The organism is Brachybacterium sp. AOP42-C2-15, assembly GCF_052377065.1.
Taxonomy (GTDB): domain Bacteria; phylum Actinomycetota; class Actinomycetes; order Actinomycetales; family Dermabacteraceae; genus Brachybacterium.
On the sequence record NZ_JBQSWK010000004.1, the window covers coordinates 1 to 18,665 of the forward strand.

Consider the following 18,665-nt stretch of genomic DNA (forward strand, 5'->3'; position numbering starts at 1 on the left):
GCCGCCCTCGGGATGACCGGATGCCTCCAGAATCCCGACCCTGCCGGTGGCGGTGGCAGCGGTCCGGTCGAGCGGTACACCCCGGGAGACACCCCCGGCTCGGGCACGGTGAGCATCCTCGGCGCCTTCGGCGGCCAGGAGGAGGAGGCGTTCCTCGCCTCGCTCGAGAAGTTCCAGTCCGACTCCGGCATCACCATCGCCTACACCCCGGACACCGACTTCACCAACACCATCCAGCAGCGCGCGGGAGCGGGCGACGCCCCCGATATCGCCCTGTTCCCCCAGCCCGGCGGCATGTTCGATCTGGCCGCGAAGGGGATGATCACCCCGATCGACGTGTTCCTGGACTACGACCAGCTGAACTCGACCCTGATCCCGGGCTTCCTCGACTCTGCCCGGCTGCAGGGCCGCGTCTACGGCGCCCCGATGCGCATGGCGTGCAAGTCGCTGCTGTGGTTCCCGAAGAAGGCCTACGAGGAGGGCGGCTACGGCGACAAGCCCGCCACCATGCAGGAGCTCTACGAGATCACCGAGCAGATCAAGGCCGACGGCATCGCGCCGTGGTCCGACGGCTGGGGCGCCGACCAGGCGACGGGCTGGGTGGGCACGGACTGGATCGAGGAGTTCATGCTCCGCGTCCACGGCCCGGTGGTCTACGACGACTGGGTCAAGCACCGCCTCCCCTTCAACTCCGAGGAGGTCGTGCAGGTCTTCGATCTGGTCGGCGATCTGCTGAAGACCGAGGGCAATGTGCTCGGCGGCACCGACGCCATCATCAACACCCCCTTCTCCGAGGCGCCGCTGCCCCTGTTCGAGGATCCGCCGAAGGCGATGCTCGTGCGCCAGGGCAACTTCGTCACCGGCTTCTTCCCCGAGGACGTCATGGCGAACATGGACGAGGAGGTCGGCGTCTACGCGATGCCCACCTGGGAGGACGGCTTCGACGGCCAGCCGATCCTGGGCGGCGGCGATCTGGCCGCCCTGTTCACCCTTAACGACGACACCGTGAAGGTCATGGAGTTCATGGCCTCGGACGCCTTCGGGGCCGAGTGGGCACAGGCCGGCGGCTGGCTGAGCCCTCACCGCACCTTCGACCTCTCGCAGTACTCCGACGAGATCACCCGGCAGGTCGCCGAGATCGCCTCCGGAGCGGCGGTCTTCCGCTACGACGCCTCGGACCTGATGCCGACGGCCGTCGGCTCGGGCTCCTTCTGGAAGGGCATGGTCGAGTGGCTGCAGGGCGCGAAGACCTCCCAGGAGGTCTGCGACGAGATCGAGAACGGGTGGCCGGAATGACCACCGCGACCGCGACCCGCACGGGGTCGGAGGGACCGACGGAGGCCGAGGACCGGGGACGCGGCGGCGCACGCCCGGTGCGCGTGCTCGTGGGCATCATCGGGATGGCGGTGACCGCCTGGGTCGTCTGCAACGCCTTCCTCGCCTTCGCCTACTACCCGGACTGGTTCGCGAACTCCGGGATCCTCATCGGGCTGCTGGGGCTGATCGTCGGCATCGGCGGTTCGGTGGTGTTCTTCTACTTCCTGAACATCTGCATCGAGGGCTTCCCCACCCGGTTCGCGGCCGGGCTCATCCCCTACGCGTTCCTGCTCCCGGGGTTCAGCCTGATCGCCCTGTTCCTGCTGTACCCGACCGTGCAGACGATCGTGTACTCCTTCGCCAACGACGACTCGACGGCGTGGGTGGGGCTGGCCAACTACGAGGCGATCTTCTCCAGCGGGCACTTCTGGTCCACGCTGCTGAACAACTTCCTGTGGATCCTCATCGTCCCGGTGGTCACGGTCGCCTTCGGCCTGGCCGTCGCGGTGCTCGCGGACAAGCTCTCCCCGGCCGGGGAGAACGCCGCGAAGTCGATGATCTTCCTGCCGATGGCGATCAGCTTCGTGGGAGCGGCGACGATCTGGATCCTGGTCTACGCCTACAACTCCCCCGGCGACGCCCAGACCGGGCTCCTGAACGCCATCGTCACCACCCTCGGCGGGGATCCGCAGCCGTGGTACCAGATCGAGACAGGTCGGCTGAACTCGATCGCGCTGATGGTGATCCTGATCTGGATGCAGACGGGCTTCGCGATGGTGCTGATCAGCTCCGCGATCAAGGGCGTCCCCGAGGACACCGTCGAGGCGGGGCGGATGGACGGCGCCGGTGAGATGCGCATCTTCTGGCAGATCATCTTCCCGCAGGTGCGGCCCACCCTCCTCGCCGTGCTGATCACGGTGCTGATCCTGGTGCTGAAGGTGTTCGATCTGATCTACGTCACCACCAACGGTCTGTACGACTCCGACGTGATCGCGAACCTCTTCTTCCGCAAGCTGTTCACCGATCAGCAGGCCGGGCAGGCCTCGGCCATCGTGGTCGTGCTCCTGATCCTGGTGATCCCGATCCTGATCTACCAGGTCAAGAGCTTCAGGCAGCAGGAGGCGAACCGATGAACGGCACCATGAAGGACGGACGCAAGCGCTCCCCCCTGGCCATGATCGCGATGCCGCTGCTGGCGCTGCTGTGGACGATCCCCACGATCGGTCTGCTGGTGACGAGCCTGCGCACGCGCGAGGCCGCGGCCTCCACCGGCTGGTGGACCTCGCTGTGGGAGGGCGGGTGGACGCTGGACAACTACACGGCCGTGCTCTCGAACTCCTCGACGACCAGCTCGCTGGTCAACTCGGTCGTGGTGGCGGTGCCGGCGACGGTGCTGCCGATCATGTTCGCGGCCTTCGCCGCGTATGCGTTCACGTTCATCCAGTTCCCCGGCAAGGACGTGCTGTTCATCGTCATCGTCGCGCTGATGGTGGTCCCGATCCAGGTCGCCTTCCAGCCGATGCTGGACATGCTCGGCCCGCGAGGGCTCGGGATCAACGGACAGTTCGTGGCGGTGTGGATGCTGCACACCGGCTTCGGCATGCCGCTGGCGGTGTACATCCTGCGCAACTACATGGCCACCCTGCCGGGCTCGGTCGTGGAGAGCGCGAAGATCGACGGAGCCTCGCACTTCCAGACGTTCTGGCGCCTGGTCGCTCCGATGTCCTCCCCCGCGATCGCCGCCTTCGCCACCCTGCAGTTCCTGTGGGTGTGGAACGACCTGCTCATCGCCAAGCTGTTCCTGGGCGGCGGCGAGAACAAGACCATCATCGTGAACCTGCAGCAGATGCTGGGCACCCAGGGTCAGGGCGCCGAGCTCCTGACCGCCGGCGCCTTCGTCTCGATGGTGATCCCGATGCTGGTCTTCTTCGGCCTCCAGCGCTTCCTGGTGCGCGGCATGACAGCAGGCTCCGTGAAGGGGTAGCCCGCAGAACCACGGACGGGGCGGGGCGACCGATGTCGCCCCGCCCCGTCTGTCGTCGTCCGCTGCTCAGCGGATCACCACGGATCCCCGTGCCTCTCTGCGCCTCCCGGTCACTTGACCGATCCGGCGGCGAGACCGCCGATGATGCGGCGCTGGAAGATCAGCACCATGATGATCAGCGGCACCGTCACGATCACGCCGGCGGCCATCTTCGTGCCGTACGGGGTGTCGAATTGCGAGATGCCGGTGAACTTCGAGATCGCGACGTTCGCGGTCTGCATCAGCGGCGCGTTCACCATCGTCAGCGCGATGAGGAACTCGTTCCACGCCGCGATGAAGGTGATGATCGCCGTGGTGAACACCCCGGGCGCGGCCAGCGGCAGGATGACCCTGCGGAACGCCCCGAAGCGGGTGGTCCCATCGATCATCGCCGCCTGCTCGAGCTCGACCGGCAGCTGCCGGAAGAACGCGTTGAGGTTCCACACCGCCAGTGGCAGCGCGAACGAGATCGTCGGCAGGATCATCGCCTGGTAGGTGTTGATCCAGTTGAAAGGGAACCACACGAAACCGCCGCTGAACAGCTTCAACAGCGGGACCACGAGCGTGACGACCGGGAACATCGAGGTCGCCACGATGAGGAACATGACCAGCACCTTGCCGCGGAAATCGAGCCGGGCCAGCGCGTAGGCGCCGAACACGCCCAGCACGAGGACCAGCAGTGTGGTGCTGCCGGCGACGATCAGCGAGTTCAGCAGAGCGCGGGCGAAGTGGTTCGACGGGTCGAAGACCGCGATGAAGTTCTCGACGCTGATCGGGCTCGGGATCAGCTCCGTCGAGCGGCCCTCGCTGGGCCGGCGCAGCGCGGAGACGATCATCCAGTAGAACGGCGCGAGGCAGTACACCAGGATGAACGCGATGCCCAGCGCGATGACGACGGAGCCGAGGATCCGGCCCTTGTGTTTCTTGGGCTTCAGCACCTCGCCCGTGCGGGAGACGACCTCGGTGGTGGTGGCGGTGCTCATGGCATGCTCCCTTCGGAGGTCGTGCGCAGGCGGCGCGGGACTCGCCTCTTCTTCGGCGGACGGTTCTGATCACCGATGACGTCGGCCCCGAGCAGTTTGATGAACAGGAACGCCACCAGGCAGATGTAGGCGAACAGCACCATCGAGTACGCGGAGGCGGCACCGAAGTTCGTCTTGGCGGCGGCGTCGGTGGCGAGCATGGAGAGGGTCTGGCCAGAGTCCAGGGTCCCCAGCAGCACGTACGGCAGGTCGAACATGCGCATCGCGTCGAGGAGCCGGAACAGCACCGCCACCACGAGCACCGGGCGCACCAGCGGGAGGGTGATCCTCCAGAAGGTCTGCCAGCGATTCGCGCCGTCGACGGTCGCCGCCTCGTAGACCTGCTTGTCGATGGTCTGCAGCCCGGCAAGGGTGAGCAGACCGATGTACGGGGCCGTCTTCCAGATGTCGGCGATGAGCACCGCGGCCTTGGCCTGCCAGCCCTCGGTGGTCCACAGCACCTGGTAGTCGAGCAGCCGGTTCGCGATGCCGTTCGCATCGAAGATCAGCTGCCACATCAGGGCCGAGACCACCGTGGGGATCGCCCACGGGATCAGGATCGAGGCGCGCACCAGCCCGGTCGCGCGCATCGCCTTGGCCATGATCAGCGCCATCGCGACGCCGAGCACGGTCTCGATGCTCACACCGACGACGGTGAACAGGGTGGTGTTCCAGAACGCGTTCCAGAACCCTGCCCCGGCGCCCGTGCCGGTGACCGCGTCGATGTAGTTGTCCAGTCCGACGAACGTGTCGCCCTTGATGATCAGTCCGGTGGCCGGGTCGATCCCCTGGCCCGACTGCATCAGGGACTGCCAGGCAGACAGCACCAGCGGGAAGCCGACGACGAGCGCGAGCAGGACCAGCGTGGGGAGCAGGAGGAGGTACGCCATCCTGCCGTGGTCGCCGCCGATTCTCTTCCCACGCCTGCCGCCGATCGTCGCGGAGCGAGCGGCGGTGGAAGTCATTGCGCCGTGAGCTCGGTCAGCTTGGTCTGCAGATCCTTCATCGCTGGCTCGGCATCCGTCTCACCGGAGAAGCAGGCGTAGGCCGCCTCCTGGATCGCCTGGGTCACCTCGCCGTACTGGACGACGGCGGGACGGCTGGCCCCGTTGTCGATCGCCTCCTTCAGCTGCGGCAGGAACGGGAACGCCTCGAGCATGTCCGCATCCTCGTAGACGCCGACGTTCGCCGGAGCCTGCGCGGTCGCGAGACCCCATTCCTTCTGCTGGACGGCATCGACCATGAAGGAGATGAAGTCGACGGCGGTGCCCTTGTTCTTCGCGAAGGCGCTCACCCCGAGGTTCAGCCCGCCGAGCGTCGAGCTGCCGGGCCCGTCGAACCCGGGCACCAGGCTGGCGACCATCTTCCCGTTGACCGACGAGGAGCCGTCCTCTGCCTGGCCCAGCGCCCAGACGTACGGCCAGTTCTGCAAGAAGGCGAGGCGGCCGTCCTGGTAGGCCGCGCGGGACTCCTCCTCCTTGTAGGTCAGCGCCTCCTGGGGGATGAAGCCCTTATCGAAACCGTCACGGACGGTCTGGATCCCGGTGAGCGCCTCCGCCGAATCGGCGTGGGGCTTGCCCTCGGCGTCGAAGAGCTCGCCACCCGCCGACGCCACGAGTCCGGCCGCCTGGACGGTCAGCCCCTCGTACTTGGAGTACTGGGAGCCGAAGCCGAGCAGTTCCGGATCCTCCTTCTGGAGCGTCTCGATCGCGGCGTACATCTCTTCGAAGGTCTCGGGAGGGCCGTCGAGCCCTGCCTGCTCGAGCAGGTCGGTGCGGGAGAACAGCAGCTCCGCGTTCGTGATGAAGGGGACCCCGTAGAGCTTGTCGAAGTAGGTGGCGGTCGTCACCGTGGCGGGGATCAGGTCATCGAGCGGGAACTTGTCCTGCGGCAGCTCGACAACCCACTGGTTCGCCGCGAACTCGGCGGTCCAGACCACGTCCAGCCCGAGCACGGTGTACGCATCGGATTTCGCCTGCGCGTTGTTGATCATCTGACGGCGCTGCTCGTCGGAGGACTCGGGCAGCTCGATGAGCGTCACCTCCTCATCCGGGTGCTCCGAGTTCCAGGTCTCCAGGAACTCGGCGAGCTTGCCCGTGGTGTCCTTGCCCTTGGCCAGGGTGATCGGGCCCCGCTCCTCGAAGTCCGCGGCGGGCGCATCGCCACCGCCGCCACCACCATCGGAGGACCCACCGGAACACGCGGCCAGCGCCGCGGCCGCCGTCGTCACGCCGCCGGCGGCGAGGACCGTGCGCCGCGAGGCGAGAGGACGAGAAGTGCTGTTGAGCATGCCGAAACTCCTTTGTTCTGACGCGAGCACCACGTGTGCTCGATGTCACCAGTGTAGGAGCATCCGGGAGGGGTTCAGGTACCGATCGAGCACCGACTGCGCTCCCTCCACAGACCCCATCACCTGTGGATTCGCCGAGAGCGGACCGGGTGCCAGCCCGACCGATAGATTGGACCCATGACCGAGACCGACGCATCCGAAGCGCCTGCGGCAGCACCCTCGCTGACGCTGCCGCCCACCACCGTCCTCGACCCGGCCGCCGCGCCGGGTCTGCGCTGGGGCGTGATCTCTCCGGGCCATATCGCTGACCAGTTCACGGCCACCGCGTACCGTGCCACCGCCTCCCGGGTGGTCTCCGTCGTCTCCCGCTCTTCGCAGCGCGCCGAGGAGTTCGCGCAGAAGCACGGCATCGAGCGAGCCTTCGACTCCGTCGAGGAGATGCTCGCCGCGGGCGGGCTGGATGCCGTCTACGTCGCCTCCCCCCATGCCCAGCACCATGCCCTGACCCGGCCGGTGCTCGAGGCGGGCATCCCCGTGCTCGTGGAGAAGGCCTTCACCCTCAACGTGGGCGAGGCCCGCGATCTGCTGGACCTCGCCCGTGAGCGCGGAGTGTTCGCGATGGAGGCGATGTGGGCTCGCTTCCTGCCGCAGTACGACGTGCTCCGTCAGGTGATCGCTTCCGGTCTGCTCGGCGAGATCATCGAGGTCACCGCGGACCACGGACAGACCTTCCCCGCGGATCCCACGCATCGCATGTTCGCTCCCGAGCTCGGCGGCGGTGCTCTGCTCGATCTCGGTGTCTACCCGGTCTCCTTCGCGCAGATGGTGCTCGGTGATCTCTCCGACCTCGCCGTGCGCGGCCACCTCACCGACACCGCAGTCGACGCCTACATCGCGGTCCTCGCCCAGGGCCAGCAGAGCGGCCGCGCGCGCCTGTCCGCGACGTTGCTGGCCCGCACCCCCACCGAGGCCTTCGTCAGCGGCACCGCGGGAACGGCCCGGCTGTCCGGTCCGTTCTTCGCTCCCGGCACCCTGACAGTGTCCCTCCATGACGGGCGCTCGGCCCAATTCGAACATCCCGGTGCGCGCGGAGACGGCATGGCCTACGAGATCGCCGAGGCGGCCCGTCGGATCACCGCCGGCGAGCTCGAATCCCCGCTGATGAGCTGGGCGGACACCCTCAGCGTGATGTCCACGATGGACGCGATGCGAACGGAGCTGGGAGTGGTCTATCCCGGCGAGGTGACCGCATGAGCCTCCTGGAACCGGTGCGTGGCCTGCGCATCCCTTCACCGCATCCGCCACGGCGCGGAGTGTTCATCTCCTTCGAGGGAGGTGACGGCGCCGGGAAGTCCACCCAGATGCAGATGCTGCGGGACCACCTGGTCACCGAGCGCTCCGTCGCTGAGGACCTCATCCTCACCACCCGGGAGCCGGGCGGCACTCCGCTCGGCGAGAGCATCCGTGAGCTGCTGCTGCACGGCGAGCATGTGGAGCCCCGTGCGGAGGCGCTGCTGTACGCCGCGGACCGTGCACACCACATCTCCACCGTGGTGCGTCCGCATCTGGCGCGCGGTGGGCTGGTGCTCAGCGATCGCTATCTCGACTCCTCGGTCGCGTACCAGGGTGCCGGGCGTGACCTGGATGCCGACGAGATCACCTCGCTGTCGCTCTGGGCGGTCGAGGGTCTGCTCCCCCACCGCACGATCCTGCTGGATGTGCCGACCCAGACCCTCGATGAGCGTCGTGACCCGGCCACCCTGGACCGGCTCGAGGAGGCTGGCCTGGCCTTCCACGAGTCGGTGCGCCAGGAGTTCCTCGACCTCGCCGCCGCGGATCCGACACGCTACGCGGTGATCGATGGGACGCTCCCGCGCGACGAGGTCCATGCACGTGTGCTCACGGCCGTCGCCGAGGTGCTGGGCCTGTTCGATCCCACCTTCGAACCGGCTCCGCCCACCCGGCACCGGGACGAGCAGTGACCGCGACCGGTTTCGGCACTCGCGGTGGGGTGTGGGCCGACGTCGTGGGGCAGGAAGCTGCCGTCGCCCAGTTCCGTCGTGCCGCCTCTCCCGAGGGTTCCCTCGCGCAGGCCTGGCTGGTGACCGGGCCCCCTGGCTCGGGCCGTTCGACCGCCGCCCGCGCCTTCGCAGCCACCCTGCAGTGCGAGCAGGGCAGCGGCTGCGGGCAGTGCCGCGCCTGCCGCACCACCCTCGCCGGTACCCACCCGGACGTCACTGTGGTCGCCACCGACAAGCTCTCGATCGCGAAGGAGGAGGTGCGCGCGCTGGTGATGACCGCCCAGCGATCTCCCGCCACCGGTCGCCATCGGGTGCTGATCGTGGAGGACGCCGACCGGATGACCGCCGGCACCTTCAACGTGCTGCTCAAATCCATCGAGGAGCCGCCGCCGTCGACCGTGTGGATGCTGTGCGCCCCCTCCGCCGAGGACCTCGCGCCCACCATCCGTTCCCGCTGCCGCCTGGTGTCGCTCTCGGTGCCGTCCTCGGCTGTGGTCGCCGAGCTCCTGCGACGCCGTGACGGTGTCGACGAGGCCCTTGCGGTGCGCGCTGCGCGCGCCGCCCAGGGGCACATCGGGCTGGCGCTGCGCTACGCCACCCAGCAGGGCGCGCTGGCGGCCCGCGAGGAGTCCGCGCGCACCCTACTCTCCCTGCGCGGTGCCGGTCAGGCGGTGCTCGCTGCCCAGACGCTGGTGGACCGCGCCACCGCCGAGGCGAAGGAGCATGCGGACCTGGTCGCCGCGGAGGAGAAGGAGCGCTTCCTGCACTCGGCCGGGATCGAGGATGGCAAGGTGCCACCGTCCCTGCGCTCACAGTTGCGTCAGCTCGAAGAAGATGCCAAGCGGCGGCAGACCCGTCTGGTCCGCGATGTGCTGGACCGCTACCTGCTGGATGCACACTCCGTGCTCCGCGATGTGCTGAGCCGTCAGCTGGGCACCGGCTCGGAGCTGGTCAATATCGACGTGACCTCCGAGATCGAGCAGGCTGCCGCGCGGGGCTCCGGGCGGATCACGCTGGGTCTGCTCGAGGCGGTGCAGGAAGCACGGGAGCGCATCAGCGGGAACGTGCCTCCGCTGCTCGCGATCGAGGCCCTCCTGGCCCGCGTCGCCGTCTCCCTGCACTGACGGCGACAGGCTCTAAGACGCCGCCCACACCGGCGCCAGCTCCGTGCTGCCGATCAGGCCCGGCCACCGCACAGGTTCAGACCACCCACAGGCCCGGCCACCACGCAGTCATGTGCGCTTCCGTTCCAGGACGTGGAACAGAAGCGCACATGACTGCAAGGACGGACCGCGAGTGCGGGTCAGTCCTCGGGCGAGTCCGCGTCGGGAGTCGCGGGCGCTTCGGGGGAGTCCACCTCAGCAGCCTCAGTGACCTCGGCGACTTCAGCAACCACCGGCGCCGCGGCGTCGGCCGGTGCGTCCTGACCGGCCGGTGCGACGTGCTGGAATTCGACGTCGAGCTCGTCGACGATCACACCGCTGCTGCGGGGGATCTCCCGGTCCTCTTCCTGCTGACCGGTCTCGGAATGTGCACCGCATCCGAAGTTGAGGTGCACGACGCGACCGTCCGCCGGGGACCACTCGTTCGTGCAGACGCCGAACTCGCCGCGCAGCGAACCGGAGAGCTTGGAGAGGAAGCCGCAGCTGGTGCAGTTGGCCGCCACGGTCCCACGACGGCCACGACCGGAGGTCTCCCGCGGCCCGAAGTCGCCCTCGATCCACCGCTCAGCGGCCTCGCTGCGACCCCCTGAGGAGAGCACCCGGGTACGACCCAGGCCCAGCTCCCACAGGGCGACACGATCGGCGTCCTCGTCCCCGGTGGCCTCGTAGCCCTGTTCGAGCCGCTCATCGTCATCACGGTAGGGAAGCAGATCATCCGCACCGACATCCGAGGGCTTCAGCCGCTCGGACCAGGGCTCCCAGTCCGGAGCGAGGATCGCATCCTCGCCGGGCAGCAGCGCGGTCTCGGCGACGGTCGCGGCCTTGGCGCGGGAGGCGCGGGTCAGCACCACCACCCAGGACCAGCCGCGGTAGCCGGGCATGGTGCACTCGAAGACGTGGGTGACCAGCCGTTCCCCGCTCGCCTCGGCCCGCAGGTGCTCGCCGACCTGGCCGGGCTCGGTGACCTCGAGCAGCGCCTCATGCGCGAGCTCGATGGCAGCGGACGCGATCGCGTCCAGCTTCGGCCGAGCGGTGCGGGCGCGGCGTGGGGCGGTGGTCGGTGACGTCATTTCTCAGGCCTCGAAGTTGTCGGCAACGGCACGGAGGACGGTGGCGATCTTCTGGGAATGCCCGCGATCGGGGTAACGACCCTGACGCAGCCCGTTGGAGGCGTCGTCGAGCAGGCGGATCAGGTCCTCCACCATCCCCGCCATCTCCTCGGGCTTCTGGCGCCGTGCGCGGCTGACGGAAGGGGCCGGCTCGAGCAGCTGCATCGAGAGCACCTGCGGGCCACGGCGGCCATCGACCATGTCGAAGTCGACCCGGGCGCCGGGCCGGAGGGCGCTGACCCCTTCGGGCAGATTCGAGGCGTGCACGTAGACACTCTGACCATCCTCGTCGTCGAGGATGAAGCCGAACCCCTTCTCGGCGTCGTAGAACTTCACCTTGCCGCGTGGCACGTGGATCCCATTCCTTGTCTGCTGCTCATCGGTCTGCTGGTACTGGTGTCCGGGGCCCGCGGAGCGTCCGTGCCGGCCGCTCCTGCTGCACCCCGAGGTGCTGCCGGAGACCGTCCGGCAACACTCGAGTCTATCGTGCCCTGACCCGCGGTTGGCGAGCGGATTCTCGCGAGGTGACGACAGCCACCGCCGTCGGGGTCAGCGGCGCCGTTCGGGCGGGATCTCGCGGGTCGGGGCGGTGTCGGAGACCGGGTCCAGCCCGAGCCCGGTGAGCACCTTCTCCAGGATCATCGCGGTGAAGCCCCAGACGAACGCATCGCCGGGGAGATCGAAGGCCGGCCCCACCCGCTGGCCGCCCAGCAGTCCGCGGAGCCGGTGCGCCGGATCGGTCAGAGAGCCCGGGCCGGTCAGCGGCGCCCAGACCAGCCGTTCGACCTCGAGCGGGTCCTGCACGCCCAGCTGCGGCACCGACCGCGACCAGCTCAGCACCGGGGTGACGCGCTGGATGCGCCAGGGCATCGGGATCGGGGCGAAGGCGCCGAGCACGTGCGCGTCGGCCGGATCCAGTCCGGTCTCCTCCTGCGCCTCCCGCAGTGCGGTGTGGACGTCGTCACGGTCCCCGGGGTCACGGCCCCCGCCGGGCAGTGAGAACTGCCCGGGCTGCGAGCGCAGCGCATGCCCGCGCTCCTCGAGCACCACTCGGGCATCGTCGAGCCCCGTGCCGGCGATGTGTATCAGCACGGCGCTGCGGCGCACCGCTCGCCCGCGGGGGTCCGGGTCCCGCGGGTCCGGGTCGCGGCTGACCAGCACTTCGCCCGCCGCGGCGCGCGCCGCGAGAGGGGCGAGGAACTGCGCATCTCCCGGGAGATGGAGAGCAGAACGGGGTGCGCCGCTCATGCGACCCCCACCTGGGGGCAGAGCTCGAGCAGGGTGCAGTCCCCGCAGCGGGGCGCCCGTGCGATGCAGACCCGGCGGCCGTGGAGGATCAGGCGCAGTCCGAGGACGGTCAGGTCCTCGGCCTCGGCGCCGGTGCCGTCTGCCTCGAGGTGAGCCACCAGATCCTCCTCGACCTTGCGCGGATTGTCGGCCGTGGACCATCCCAGGCGCCGGGCGAGCCGACCCACATGCGTGTCGACGGCCAGCAGCGAGTGGCCGAACCACGCACCGCGCACCACGTGGGCGGTCTTGCGGCCCACACCGGGCAGCTCCTCGAGCGCGGTCTGGTCGTCAGGGACCTCGCCGTCATGCCGCTCGACCAGTCCCCGGCCCAGCCCGATCAGGCGACGCGCCCGTGTCGCACCCATTCCGAGCGGGCGCACCACCTCGGTGAGCGCCGCCTCGTCCGCTTCGGCGAGTGCCGTCGCATCGGGCCAGCGCGAGAACAGCTCCGGGGTGATCTGATTGACGCGGACGTCGGTGGTCTGTGCCGAAAGCACCGTCGCGACCAGCAGTTCCAGTGCGTCTCGGTGGTCGAGCTCAGTGCGGGCCCCCGGGTAGAGATCCTGCAGAGCGGCCGCGACGAGCGCCCCGTCAGCCCGGGCAGCAGCGGCCACGGCGTCGCCTCCGTCGTCCGCATGAAGAACCGACCTCGACATCTGAACAGCACCTCCTCAGGCCGGTGGCGGGCCTCTGCGCCGCGAGCACGATAGTGTTTGACCATCATGTGACAGTCGCCACCGGTCTTCGTGGCGTCCGTTACAGGCGTCTCACAGCACGGCCCCGGCAGTCGGGGCCCCACACTCAGGAGGTTCCGTGGACGAGAACATCGTACGGTCATCACCGTTGTTCGCTGCGCTCGACGAGGACGGCAAGCAGGCCGTGCTGGCGTCGATGAAGCAGGAGGACTACCACCGCAGCGCCATCATCTTCCGTGAGGGGGATCCGGGCGACCGTCTGTTCATCATCGGTTCGGGCAAGGTGAAGGTGGGCCACGCCTCGGGCGATGGCCGCGAGAACCTGCTCGCGGTGCTCGGCCCGGGCGAGACGCTCGGCGAGCTGTCCCTCTTCGACCCGGCGCCGCGCAACGCGACCGCCACCGTGGTCGCCGAGTCGACCCTCTTCTCGCTCTCGCAGCAGGACCTCTACCGGGTCCTCGCCCAGCGTCCGGAGGTCGCCCGCCATCTGCTCGCCTCACTGGCCCGCCGCCTGCGCAAGACCAACGAGTCGCTCGCCGACCTGGTCTTCGCGGACGTCCCCGGCCGCGTCGCCAAGAACGTCCTCGACCTCGCCCAGCGCTTCGGTCGCCAGACGGACGACGGCGTGATGGTCGCCCACGGCCTCACCCAGGAGGAGCTCGCCCAGCTGGTCGGCGCCTCCCGTGAGACGGTCAACAAGGCGCTCGCGGACTTCGCCTCTCGCGGCTGGATCCGCCTCGAGGCCCGCGCGGTCCTGATCTCAGACGTCGAGCGTCTGCGCCGCCGCGCCCGCTGAGTCGTCCCCGCTTGGTCGGGCCTGCGCTAGGTCGGGCCCGCGCCCGTTCGGGCCTGCGCTAGGTCGGCCGGCGCCCGCCGTGGCGAAACACGCGCATCGAGACCACTGATCCCTTCCGAATATGGAAGGGATCAGTGGTCTCGGCGTTGCAGGCCCGCGTGTCGGGTCAGGCCAGGTCCACGTGCCGGGTCAGGTCGGGTCAGGCCGGGTCAGGCCCACGTGTCGGGTCGGGTCAGGCCGGGTCAAGCTCGCGTGTCGGGGCGTGCAGTCCTCGCTTGGGGGCAGCACGGACTCCCCGCGGCGCGGCCGAACACCCCGGCTCAATGCCCTTCGGCGAGGTGGTCGAGCGCGGCGCGGAGGTTCCAGCGGGCTGCATTCTGCAGCTGCGCGGGAAGCTCTGCACCGTAGATCACCCGCAGCAGCCGGTCCATGGTCAGCACTCCCGCTGTCCGTGCCCGGCGCACCTGCTCGATGCGTTCGCGGCGGTGGGCGATCGCCTCGTCGAGCGCCTCGAGCACGTCGAGCGGCGAGTCGTAGGCGGGCCCGTGGCCGGGATGGATCGAGCCGATCCGCCCGTCCACCGTCATCGCGCGCAGGATCGCGAGCGACTGGAGGTAGTCGGTGAGCGAGCCTCCGTCGTCCGGGATGATCACGGTCGAGGAGCCGCCCAGCAGGGTGTCGCCGCTGAGCAGCCGACCGCCGTCGATCAGCACCCCGACGGAGTCGGAGGTGTGCCCGGGCAGGTGGATCACGTGCCCCACGGTCCCCTGGTCGCTCTCGAGGGTGGAGGGCAGCGGACGTGAGCCGGGTACCCCGGACTGGTCCGCGGCCCACAACGGCACCTCGTGCCCGCTGCGGGCGGCCAGCTGTCTCGCCAGGGTGGCGGCACCGGCGGTGTGATCCTGATGCCGGTGAGTCACCAGCACCCCCCGGGGGCGCGCACCGTCGCCGCAGCTCAGCAGGAGCTCGGCGAGATGCTCGGGATCCTTCGGCCCGGGATCGACGATCCAGACCTCGTCCCCGTCGCGCACCAGATAGCTGTTGGTGCCGGCGAGGGTCATCGGCCCCGGGTTGTCGGCGCGGACCGTGATCAGCTCGACGGCAGGGGCCGCCGGGTCCCGCTGCGGGACGTGCTCACTCACGGCGTGCCGCTCAGGCGTTCGGGAGCTCGGCGTCGTCGAGCTCCACCAGCAGGTCGAGCTCGACCGGTGCATCCATCGGGAGCACCGCGACGCCGACGGCGGCACGAGCGTGCTGGCCAGCCTCGCCGAAGATCTCGCCGAGCAGGGTGCTCGCCCCGTTGATCACGGCGGGCTGGGCGGTGAAGGACGGGTCCGAGGCGACATAACCGGTCAGCTTGACCACGCGCACCACCCGATCCAGGTCCCCCACGAGCGCCTCGATGGCCGCCAGCGCGTTGAGGCAGCAGGTGGCGGCGAGCTCGGAGGCCTGCTCCGCGGTGACCTCTGCGCCGACCTTGCCGGTCAGCGGCAGCGTCCCGTCGACGAAGGGCAGCTGTCCGGAGGTGTGCACGTGGCGACCGCTCGCGACGGCTGGCACATAGGCCGCGACCGGCGCGGCAACGGCCGGCAGAGACAGCCCGAGCTCATCGAGCCGGGCACGGATGCGAGCGCTGCGGCCCGAGGCGACCGTCATCGGCTCAGCCCTCGCCCAACGGACGCTTGAGGTACGCGACCAGGTTCTCCGGGTTCGGGCCGGGCACGACCTGGACCAGCTCCCACCCCTCCTCGCCGTAGTTGTCGAGGATCTGCTTGGTCGCGTGGATCAGCAGCGGGACGGTCAGGTACTCCCAGCGGGTGTAAGTGCTCATGGCGCGAGCCTACCGGTGGCAGCGCGGCCGTGAGATGCCCCCTCGTCCCGAGGGGTCGGCGACGGCGGAGCAGTCCGGCCGCGCCGATAGCGCTGGTCTGCCCCTCTCAGCTGCCCACGGCCTGGTCAGCTGCCCACGGCCTGGTCAGCTGCCCACGGCCTGGCGCTGGGCCCGGCGCAGCGCCTCCGACCAGTCGCGCACATCGGGATGGCGGCGCAGCATGCGTCGCCGCTCCCGTTCCGTCATGCCGCCCCACACCCCGAAGTCGACTCGATTGTCCAGAGCGTCGGCCAGGCACTCGGTGCGCACCGGGCACGCACCGCAGGCGAGCTTGACCGCATGCTGCTCGGCGCCCTGCACGAAGAACCCATCGGGATCCATGCTCACGCAGGCACCTCGTGTCGCCCAACTTGAGTCTTCGGTGATCGGCGTTGCCGCAATAGTCATCCTCGTCCCCTTCCCAGGTCCCGAATCGACGTTGATTCGTACATGTGCCCAACTGTATGGAGACCGTCGCCACATGGCAAAACCGGAGATGTTCCGAGCCTTGCGAGCCAGACTGTGATAAGGCGTTCGCGATCCGCCAGGCCCACCGCAGCTGCTCCGCCGGGTCGCGCAGGTCTCGAGGACGCATCGGGTTGGTGAAGATCCCGCATGCGTGGCATGCCTCATGGCCCCCGCGCCGGACCGCCCCGTACTGTGTGACCATGCCCCGCACCACGCCTGCGTCCGCGTCCGGACGCTCACTCCCCGTTGCACTGCTGCAGACCGTCTACCTGCTGCTGGGGATGCTCGCCGTCTCAGCCCTCGCCGGTGTGCTGCTGGCCGCCTTCTTCCTGCCGATGGTCTCTGCAGGTTCGGCCGTCGCCAAGGACGGGGTGGATCTGTTCGAGTCGTACCCGACCGAGCTCGAGGTCGAGCCGCTGAATGAGGCCAGTCGCATCGAAGCGGCCGACGGGTCGCTGCTGGCCACGTTCTACACCGAGAACCGCATCATGGTGCCGCTCGAGGAGATCTCGCCGCACATCCAGCATGCCGTGGTCGCGGTCGAGGACCGCCGCTTCTTCGAGCACGGAGGCGTGGATCCCAAGGGCATGTTCCGTGCCTTCGCCTCGAACGCGGCCGGCGGGGCCACCCAGGGCGGATCGACCCTCACCCAGCAGTACGTGAAGAACGCGCTGCTGATGGACGCGGTCCAGCGGGGCGACCAGGAGGACATCAGCACCGCCACGGAGCAGACCTACGGCCGCAAGCTGCGCGAGGCGAAGCTCGCACTGTCGCTCGAGAAACAGTGGTCCAAGGAGCAGATCCTCAACGCCTACCTGAACGTGGCGCAGTTCGGGCCCTCCCAGTACGGGGTCGAGACCGGCGCCCGGCATTACTTCTCGAAGAGCGCAGTAGACCTCAACCCGGGTGAGGCCGCGCTGCTGGCCGGCATCACCAACGGCCCCAACCAGTACGATCCCGTCTCGCACCCCGAAGCCGGCCAGAAGCGTCGCAACGAGGTGCTGGGCGATATGCGCCGCGAGGGGTACATCACCGATGCGGAGTACGAGCAGTACACCGCCCAGCCGGTCGGCGAGATGCTGAAGATCCAGAACGTGCGCGCGGGCTGCGCCGATGCGGGCACCAGCGGTTTCTTCTGCGATTACGTGACCCGTTCACTGCTGAATGATCCATCCTTCGCCCCCACCTATGAGGAGCGGCGCAAGCTGCTCTACGGCGGCGGGCTCACGATCCGCACCACCCTGGATCCGAGCACCCAGGCTGCGGCCAGCGAGATCCTGCAGCGCAAGGTTCCGGCCGATGCCCAGCACGGCTTCGGCCACTCGATCGTGACGGTCGAGCCGGGCACCGGGAAGATCCTCACGATGGCGGAGAACCGCTCCTTCAACCCCCACCAGGAGGTGGGCCCGGGCGAGACCGCGATCAACTACAACGTTCCCCAGGCGCTCGGCGGCGGCAGCGGCTTCCCCGTCGGCTCGACCTTCAAGCCCTTCGTGCTCCAGGAGTGGCTCGAGAACGACCGGTCGATCTACGACAGGGTCAGCACGGTCCGCAAACCGATCACGTACGCCCCCGCGAAGTGCCTCGGCGGCGGGGCCTGGCGCGAGAGCAAGGGGTGGAACCCCGATAACGCGGTCTCGGTGAAGATCGCCCCGATGGAGACGGTCCTGAACTCGACCAAGTTCTCGATCAACACCGGCTACACGGACATGGCCAGCCAGCTGGACCTGTGCAACATCGCGAACACCGCCCGCAATATCGGGGTCGTCCCGGCGACCTTCAACCCGTACGATTCCGCCACCTGGGAGATGCCGATCGAGGACATGTACGGCACCGAGCTCGCTCCGGCGGTGCTGGTCCTCGGCGAGCTGCGGATCTCGGCGCTGGACATGGCGAGCGCCTACGCGACCTACGCCTCGGGCGGCACCTACTGCAAGCCGCAGGCGATCACCGAGGTCAAGGACCGCAACGGCGATCCGATGGAGATCTCCGGCGCCGAGTGCCACCAGGCGGTCGAGAAAGATGTCGCCGACGCGATGGCGTGGACCCTCCAGCAGGACCTCGAGGATCCGAAGGCCACCGGCAAGGGCAAGATCATCGACGGCCATCCCGCCGGCGGCAAGACGGGAACCTCGGGCGAGCAGTTCCACACCTGGTACGTCGGCTTCACCCGCCAGATGTCCACGGCGGTCTGGTTCGGGCATCCGCAGGCGAACATCCGTCCGGGCGGCTTCGATGTCGACGGTCAGATGCTCCGCAGCGGCAGCGTCTGGGGCAACACGGTCTCCCTGCCCACCTGGCAGGAGTACATGAACCGCGTTCACCAGGGGCTGCCCAGCGAGCCGTTCCCGGCCGCACCGAAGCCCCCGTCGAAGCCCACCTCGGACATCGTCCAGAAGGGCGTCGTGCCCGACGTCTCGGGCATGGTGCTCAGCCAGGCGCAGGCCACGGTGGAGTCAGCCGGCTACAAAGTCGAGGTGCGCAACCAGTCGAGCTCGGACGTCGGCAAGTGGTACGTGATCGGCACCGACCCCGCCCCCGGCACCAAGCTGCCGGAGAACGAGACCGTGGTCATCCGCCAGTCCTCCGGTGAGGGCTGAG

19 protein-coding genes are annotated in these 18,665 nt (G+C 69.0%); 8 read left to right on the top strand and 11 right to left on the bottom strand.

The window, feature by feature from the left end; all coding sequences use genetic code 11:
* The 3 genes from ACT3SQ_RS03140 to ACT3SQ_RS03150 form a co-directional block, all read left to right on the top strand.
* Positions 1-1,296, top strand: a 1,296-nt coding sequence (locus ACT3SQ_RS03140) for an ABC transporter substrate-binding protein (protein WP_444600824.1), incomplete at its 5' end; no start/stop codon positions are given.
* Positions 1,293-2,450 carry a carbohydrate ABC transporter permease gene (locus ACT3SQ_RS03145; protein WP_330885706.1) on the top strand — a complete coding sequence of 386 codons (1,158 nt, stop codon included), beginning with the start codon at positions 1,293-1,295 and terminating at the stop codon, positions 2,448-2,450. The genes ACT3SQ_RS03140 and ACT3SQ_RS03145, both read left to right, overlap by 4 nt.
* Positions 2,447-3,301: a carbohydrate ABC transporter permease gene (locus ACT3SQ_RS03150; RefSeq protein WP_441443711.1), complete on the top strand. Its 855-nt coding sequence runs from the start codon at positions 2,447-2,449 to the stop codon at positions 3,299-3,301. The genes ACT3SQ_RS03145 and ACT3SQ_RS03150 overlap by 4 nt, the downstream gene beginning before the upstream one ends.
* A 110-nt stretch (positions 3,302-3,411) precedes the next feature.
* On the opposite strand, the gene ACT3SQ_RS03155 is transcribed toward ACT3SQ_RS03150, so the two are convergent.
* From ACT3SQ_RS03155 to ACT3SQ_RS03165, 3 genes are all read right to left on the bottom strand, one after another.
* On the bottom strand, positions 3,412-4,323 hold the full coding sequence (locus ACT3SQ_RS03155) for a carbohydrate ABC transporter permease (RefSeq protein ID WP_299299298.1): 912 nt from the start codon (positions 4,321-4,323) through the stop codon (positions 3,412-3,414).
* Entirely contained in the window at positions 4,320-5,252 is a 933-nt protein-coding gene (locus tag ACT3SQ_RS03160; RefSeq protein WP_441443710.1) for a carbohydrate ABC transporter permease, read from the bottom strand. The genes ACT3SQ_RS03155 and ACT3SQ_RS03160 overlap by 4 nt, the downstream gene beginning before the upstream one ends.
* A gap of 71 nt (positions 5,253-5,323) precedes the next feature.
* Positions 5,324-6,652 carry an ABC transporter substrate-binding protein gene (locus tag ACT3SQ_RS03165; RefSeq protein ID WP_441443709.1) on the bottom strand — a complete coding sequence of 443 codons (1,329 nt, stop codon included), beginning with the start codon at positions 6,650-6,652 and terminating at the stop codon, positions 5,324-5,326.
* 177 nt (positions 6,653-6,829) lie between these two features.
* Here ACT3SQ_RS03165 and ACT3SQ_RS03170 point away from each other — a divergent pair, with 177 nt between their 5' ends.
* Genes ACT3SQ_RS03170 through ACT3SQ_RS03180 form a run of 3 tightly spaced genes read left to right on the top strand, consistent with a single transcriptional unit; the run spans position 6,830 to position 9,797 of the window.
* Entirely contained in the window at positions 6,830-7,906 is a 1,077-nt protein-coding gene (locus ACT3SQ_RS03170) for a Gfo/Idh/MocA family protein (RefSeq protein ID WP_441443708.1), read from the top strand.
* Entirely contained in the window at positions 7,903-8,634 is a 732-nt protein-coding gene (tmk, locus tag ACT3SQ_RS03175) for a dTMP kinase (RefSeq protein ID WP_441443707.1), read from the top strand. The genes ACT3SQ_RS03170 and tmk overlap by 4 nt, the downstream gene beginning before the upstream one ends.
* Positions 8,631-9,797, top strand: a complete 1,167-nt coding sequence (locus ACT3SQ_RS03180; protein ID WP_441443706.1) for a DNA polymerase III subunit delta' — start codon at positions 8,631-8,633, stop codon at positions 9,795-9,797. Before tmk ends, ACT3SQ_RS03180 begins: the two co-directional genes overlap by 4 nt.
* A 179-nt stretch (positions 9,798-9,976) precedes the next feature.
* Here the strand turns inward: ACT3SQ_RS03180 and ACT3SQ_RS03185 are convergent, their stop codons facing one another.
* From ACT3SQ_RS03185 to ACT3SQ_RS03200, 4 genes are all read right to left on the bottom strand, one after another.
* A complete protein-coding gene (locus ACT3SQ_RS03185; protein ID WP_441443705.1) occupies positions 9,977-10,906 on the bottom strand; it encodes a DUF3027 domain-containing protein in 930 nt (309 codons plus the stop codon).
* Positions 10,907-10,909: 3 nt separating this feature from the next.
* On the bottom strand, positions 10,910-11,296 hold the full coding sequence (locus tag ACT3SQ_RS03190) for a cold-shock protein (RefSeq protein WP_441443704.1): 387 nt from the start codon (positions 11,294-11,296) through the stop codon (positions 10,910-10,912).
* Between the two features lie 198 nt (positions 11,297-11,494).
* Positions 11,495-12,193 (bottom strand): NUDIX hydrolase, encoded by a 699-nt coding sequence (locus tag ACT3SQ_RS03195; protein ID WP_441443703.1) that lies wholly within the window; start codon positions 12,191-12,193, stop codon positions 11,495-11,497.
* The gene (locus tag ACT3SQ_RS03200) at positions 12,190-12,849 is read right to left on the bottom strand and encodes an endonuclease III domain-containing protein (RefSeq protein ID WP_441443702.1); all 660 of its coding nucleotides are present in this window, start codon (positions 12,847-12,849) and stop codon (positions 12,190-12,192) included. The genes ACT3SQ_RS03195 and ACT3SQ_RS03200 overlap by 4 nt, the downstream gene beginning before the upstream one ends.
* A 199-nt stretch (positions 12,850-13,048) precedes the next feature.
* Here ACT3SQ_RS03200 and ACT3SQ_RS03205 point away from each other — a divergent pair, with 199 nt between their 5' ends.
* A complete protein-coding gene (locus ACT3SQ_RS03205; RefSeq protein WP_345076476.1) occupies positions 13,049-13,726 on the top strand; it encodes a Crp/Fnr family transcriptional regulator in 678 nt (225 codons plus the stop codon).
* A gap of 320 nt (positions 13,727-14,046) precedes the next feature.
* Here the strand turns inward: ACT3SQ_RS03205 and ACT3SQ_RS03210 are convergent, their stop codons facing one another.
* The 4 genes from ACT3SQ_RS03210 to ACT3SQ_RS03225 all read right to left on the bottom strand — a co-directional run bounded on the left by ACT3SQ_RS03210 (position 14,047) and on the right by ACT3SQ_RS03225 (position 16,004).
* Complete coding sequence (locus tag ACT3SQ_RS03210; protein ID WP_441443701.1) at positions 14,047-14,868, bottom strand: MBL fold metallo-hydrolase; 822 nt, start codon at positions 14,866-14,868, stop codon at positions 14,047-14,049.
* Positions 14,869-14,878: 10 nt separating this feature from the next.
* Complete coding sequence (locus tag ACT3SQ_RS03215) at positions 14,879-15,382, bottom strand: RidA family protein (protein ID WP_442331784.1); 504 nt, start codon at positions 15,380-15,382, stop codon at positions 14,879-14,881.
* Positions 15,383-15,386: 4 nt separating this feature from the next.
* Positions 15,387-15,557 carry a DUF4177 domain-containing protein gene (locus ACT3SQ_RS03220; RefSeq protein WP_262424549.1) on the bottom strand — a complete coding sequence of 57 codons (171 nt, stop codon included), beginning with the start codon at positions 15,555-15,557 and terminating at the stop codon, positions 15,387-15,389.
* Positions 15,558-15,701: 144 nt separating this feature from the next.
* Positions 15,702-16,004: a WhiB family transcriptional regulator gene (locus ACT3SQ_RS03225; RefSeq protein WP_441443699.1), complete on the bottom strand. Its 303-nt coding sequence runs from the start codon at positions 16,002-16,004 to the stop codon at positions 15,702-15,704.
* A gap of 260 nt (positions 16,005-16,264) precedes the next feature.
* Here ACT3SQ_RS03225 and ACT3SQ_RS03230 point away from each other — a divergent pair, with 260 nt between their 5' ends.
* The gene (locus tag ACT3SQ_RS03230; RefSeq protein ID WP_442331783.1) at positions 16,265-18,664 is read left to right on the top strand and encodes a penicillin-binding protein; all 2,400 of its coding nucleotides are present in this window, start codon (positions 16,265-16,267) and stop codon (positions 18,662-18,664) included.
* The last annotated feature ends 1 nt before the right edge of the window (position 18,665 follow it).

Bases quoted from the DNA above. Each gene is read 5' to 3' on its own strand.
- ACT3SQ_RS03145 (WP_330885706.1), top strand. From the start codon at position 1,293: ATGACCACCGCGACCGCGACCCGCACGGGGTCGGAGGGACCGACGGAG.
- ACT3SQ_RS03150 (WP_441443711.1), top strand. From the start codon at position 2,447: ATGAACGGCACCATGAAGGACGGACGCAAGCGCTCCCCCCTGGCCATG.
- ACT3SQ_RS03155 (WP_299299298.1), bottom strand. From the start codon at position 4,323: ATGAGCACCGCCACCACCACCGAGGTCGTCTCCCGCACGGGCGAGGTG.
- ACT3SQ_RS03160 (WP_441443710.1), bottom strand. From the start codon at position 5,252: ATGGCGTACCTCCTCCTGCTCCCCACGCTGGTCCTGCTCGCGCTCGTC.
- ACT3SQ_RS03165 (WP_441443709.1), bottom strand. From the start codon at position 6,652: ATGCTCAACAGCACTTCTCGTCCTCTCGCCTCGCGGCGCACGGTCCTC.
- ACT3SQ_RS03170 (WP_441443708.1), top strand. From the start codon at position 6,830: ATGACCGAGACCGACGCATCCGAAGCGCCTGCGGCAGCACCCTCGCTG.
- tmk (WP_441443707.1), top strand. From the start codon at position 7,903: ATGAGCCTCCTGGAACCGGTGCGTGGCCTGCGCATCCCTTCACCGCAT.
- ACT3SQ_RS03185 (WP_441443705.1), bottom strand. From the start codon at position 10,906: ATGACGTCACCGACCACCGCCCCACGCCGCGCCCGCACCGCTCGGCCG.
- ACT3SQ_RS03195 (WP_441443703.1), bottom strand. From the start codon at position 12,193: ATGAGCGGCGCACCCCGTTCTGCTCTCCATCTCCCGGGAGATGCGCAG.
- ACT3SQ_RS03215 (WP_442331784.1), bottom strand. From the start codon at position 15,382: ATGACGGTCGCCTCGGGCCGCAGCGCTCGCATCCGTGCCCGGCTCGAT.
- ACT3SQ_RS03220 (WP_262424549.1), bottom strand. From the start codon at position 15,557: ATGAGCACTTACACCCGCTGGGAGTACCTGACCGTCCCGCTGCTGATC.
- ACT3SQ_RS03225 (WP_441443699.1), bottom strand. From the start codon at position 16,004: ATGACTATTGCGGCAACGCCGATCACCGAAGACTCAAGTTGGGCGACA.
- ACT3SQ_RS03230 (WP_442331783.1), top strand. From the start codon at position 16,265: ATGCCCCGCACCACGCCTGCGTCCGCGTCCGGACGCTCACTCCCCGTT.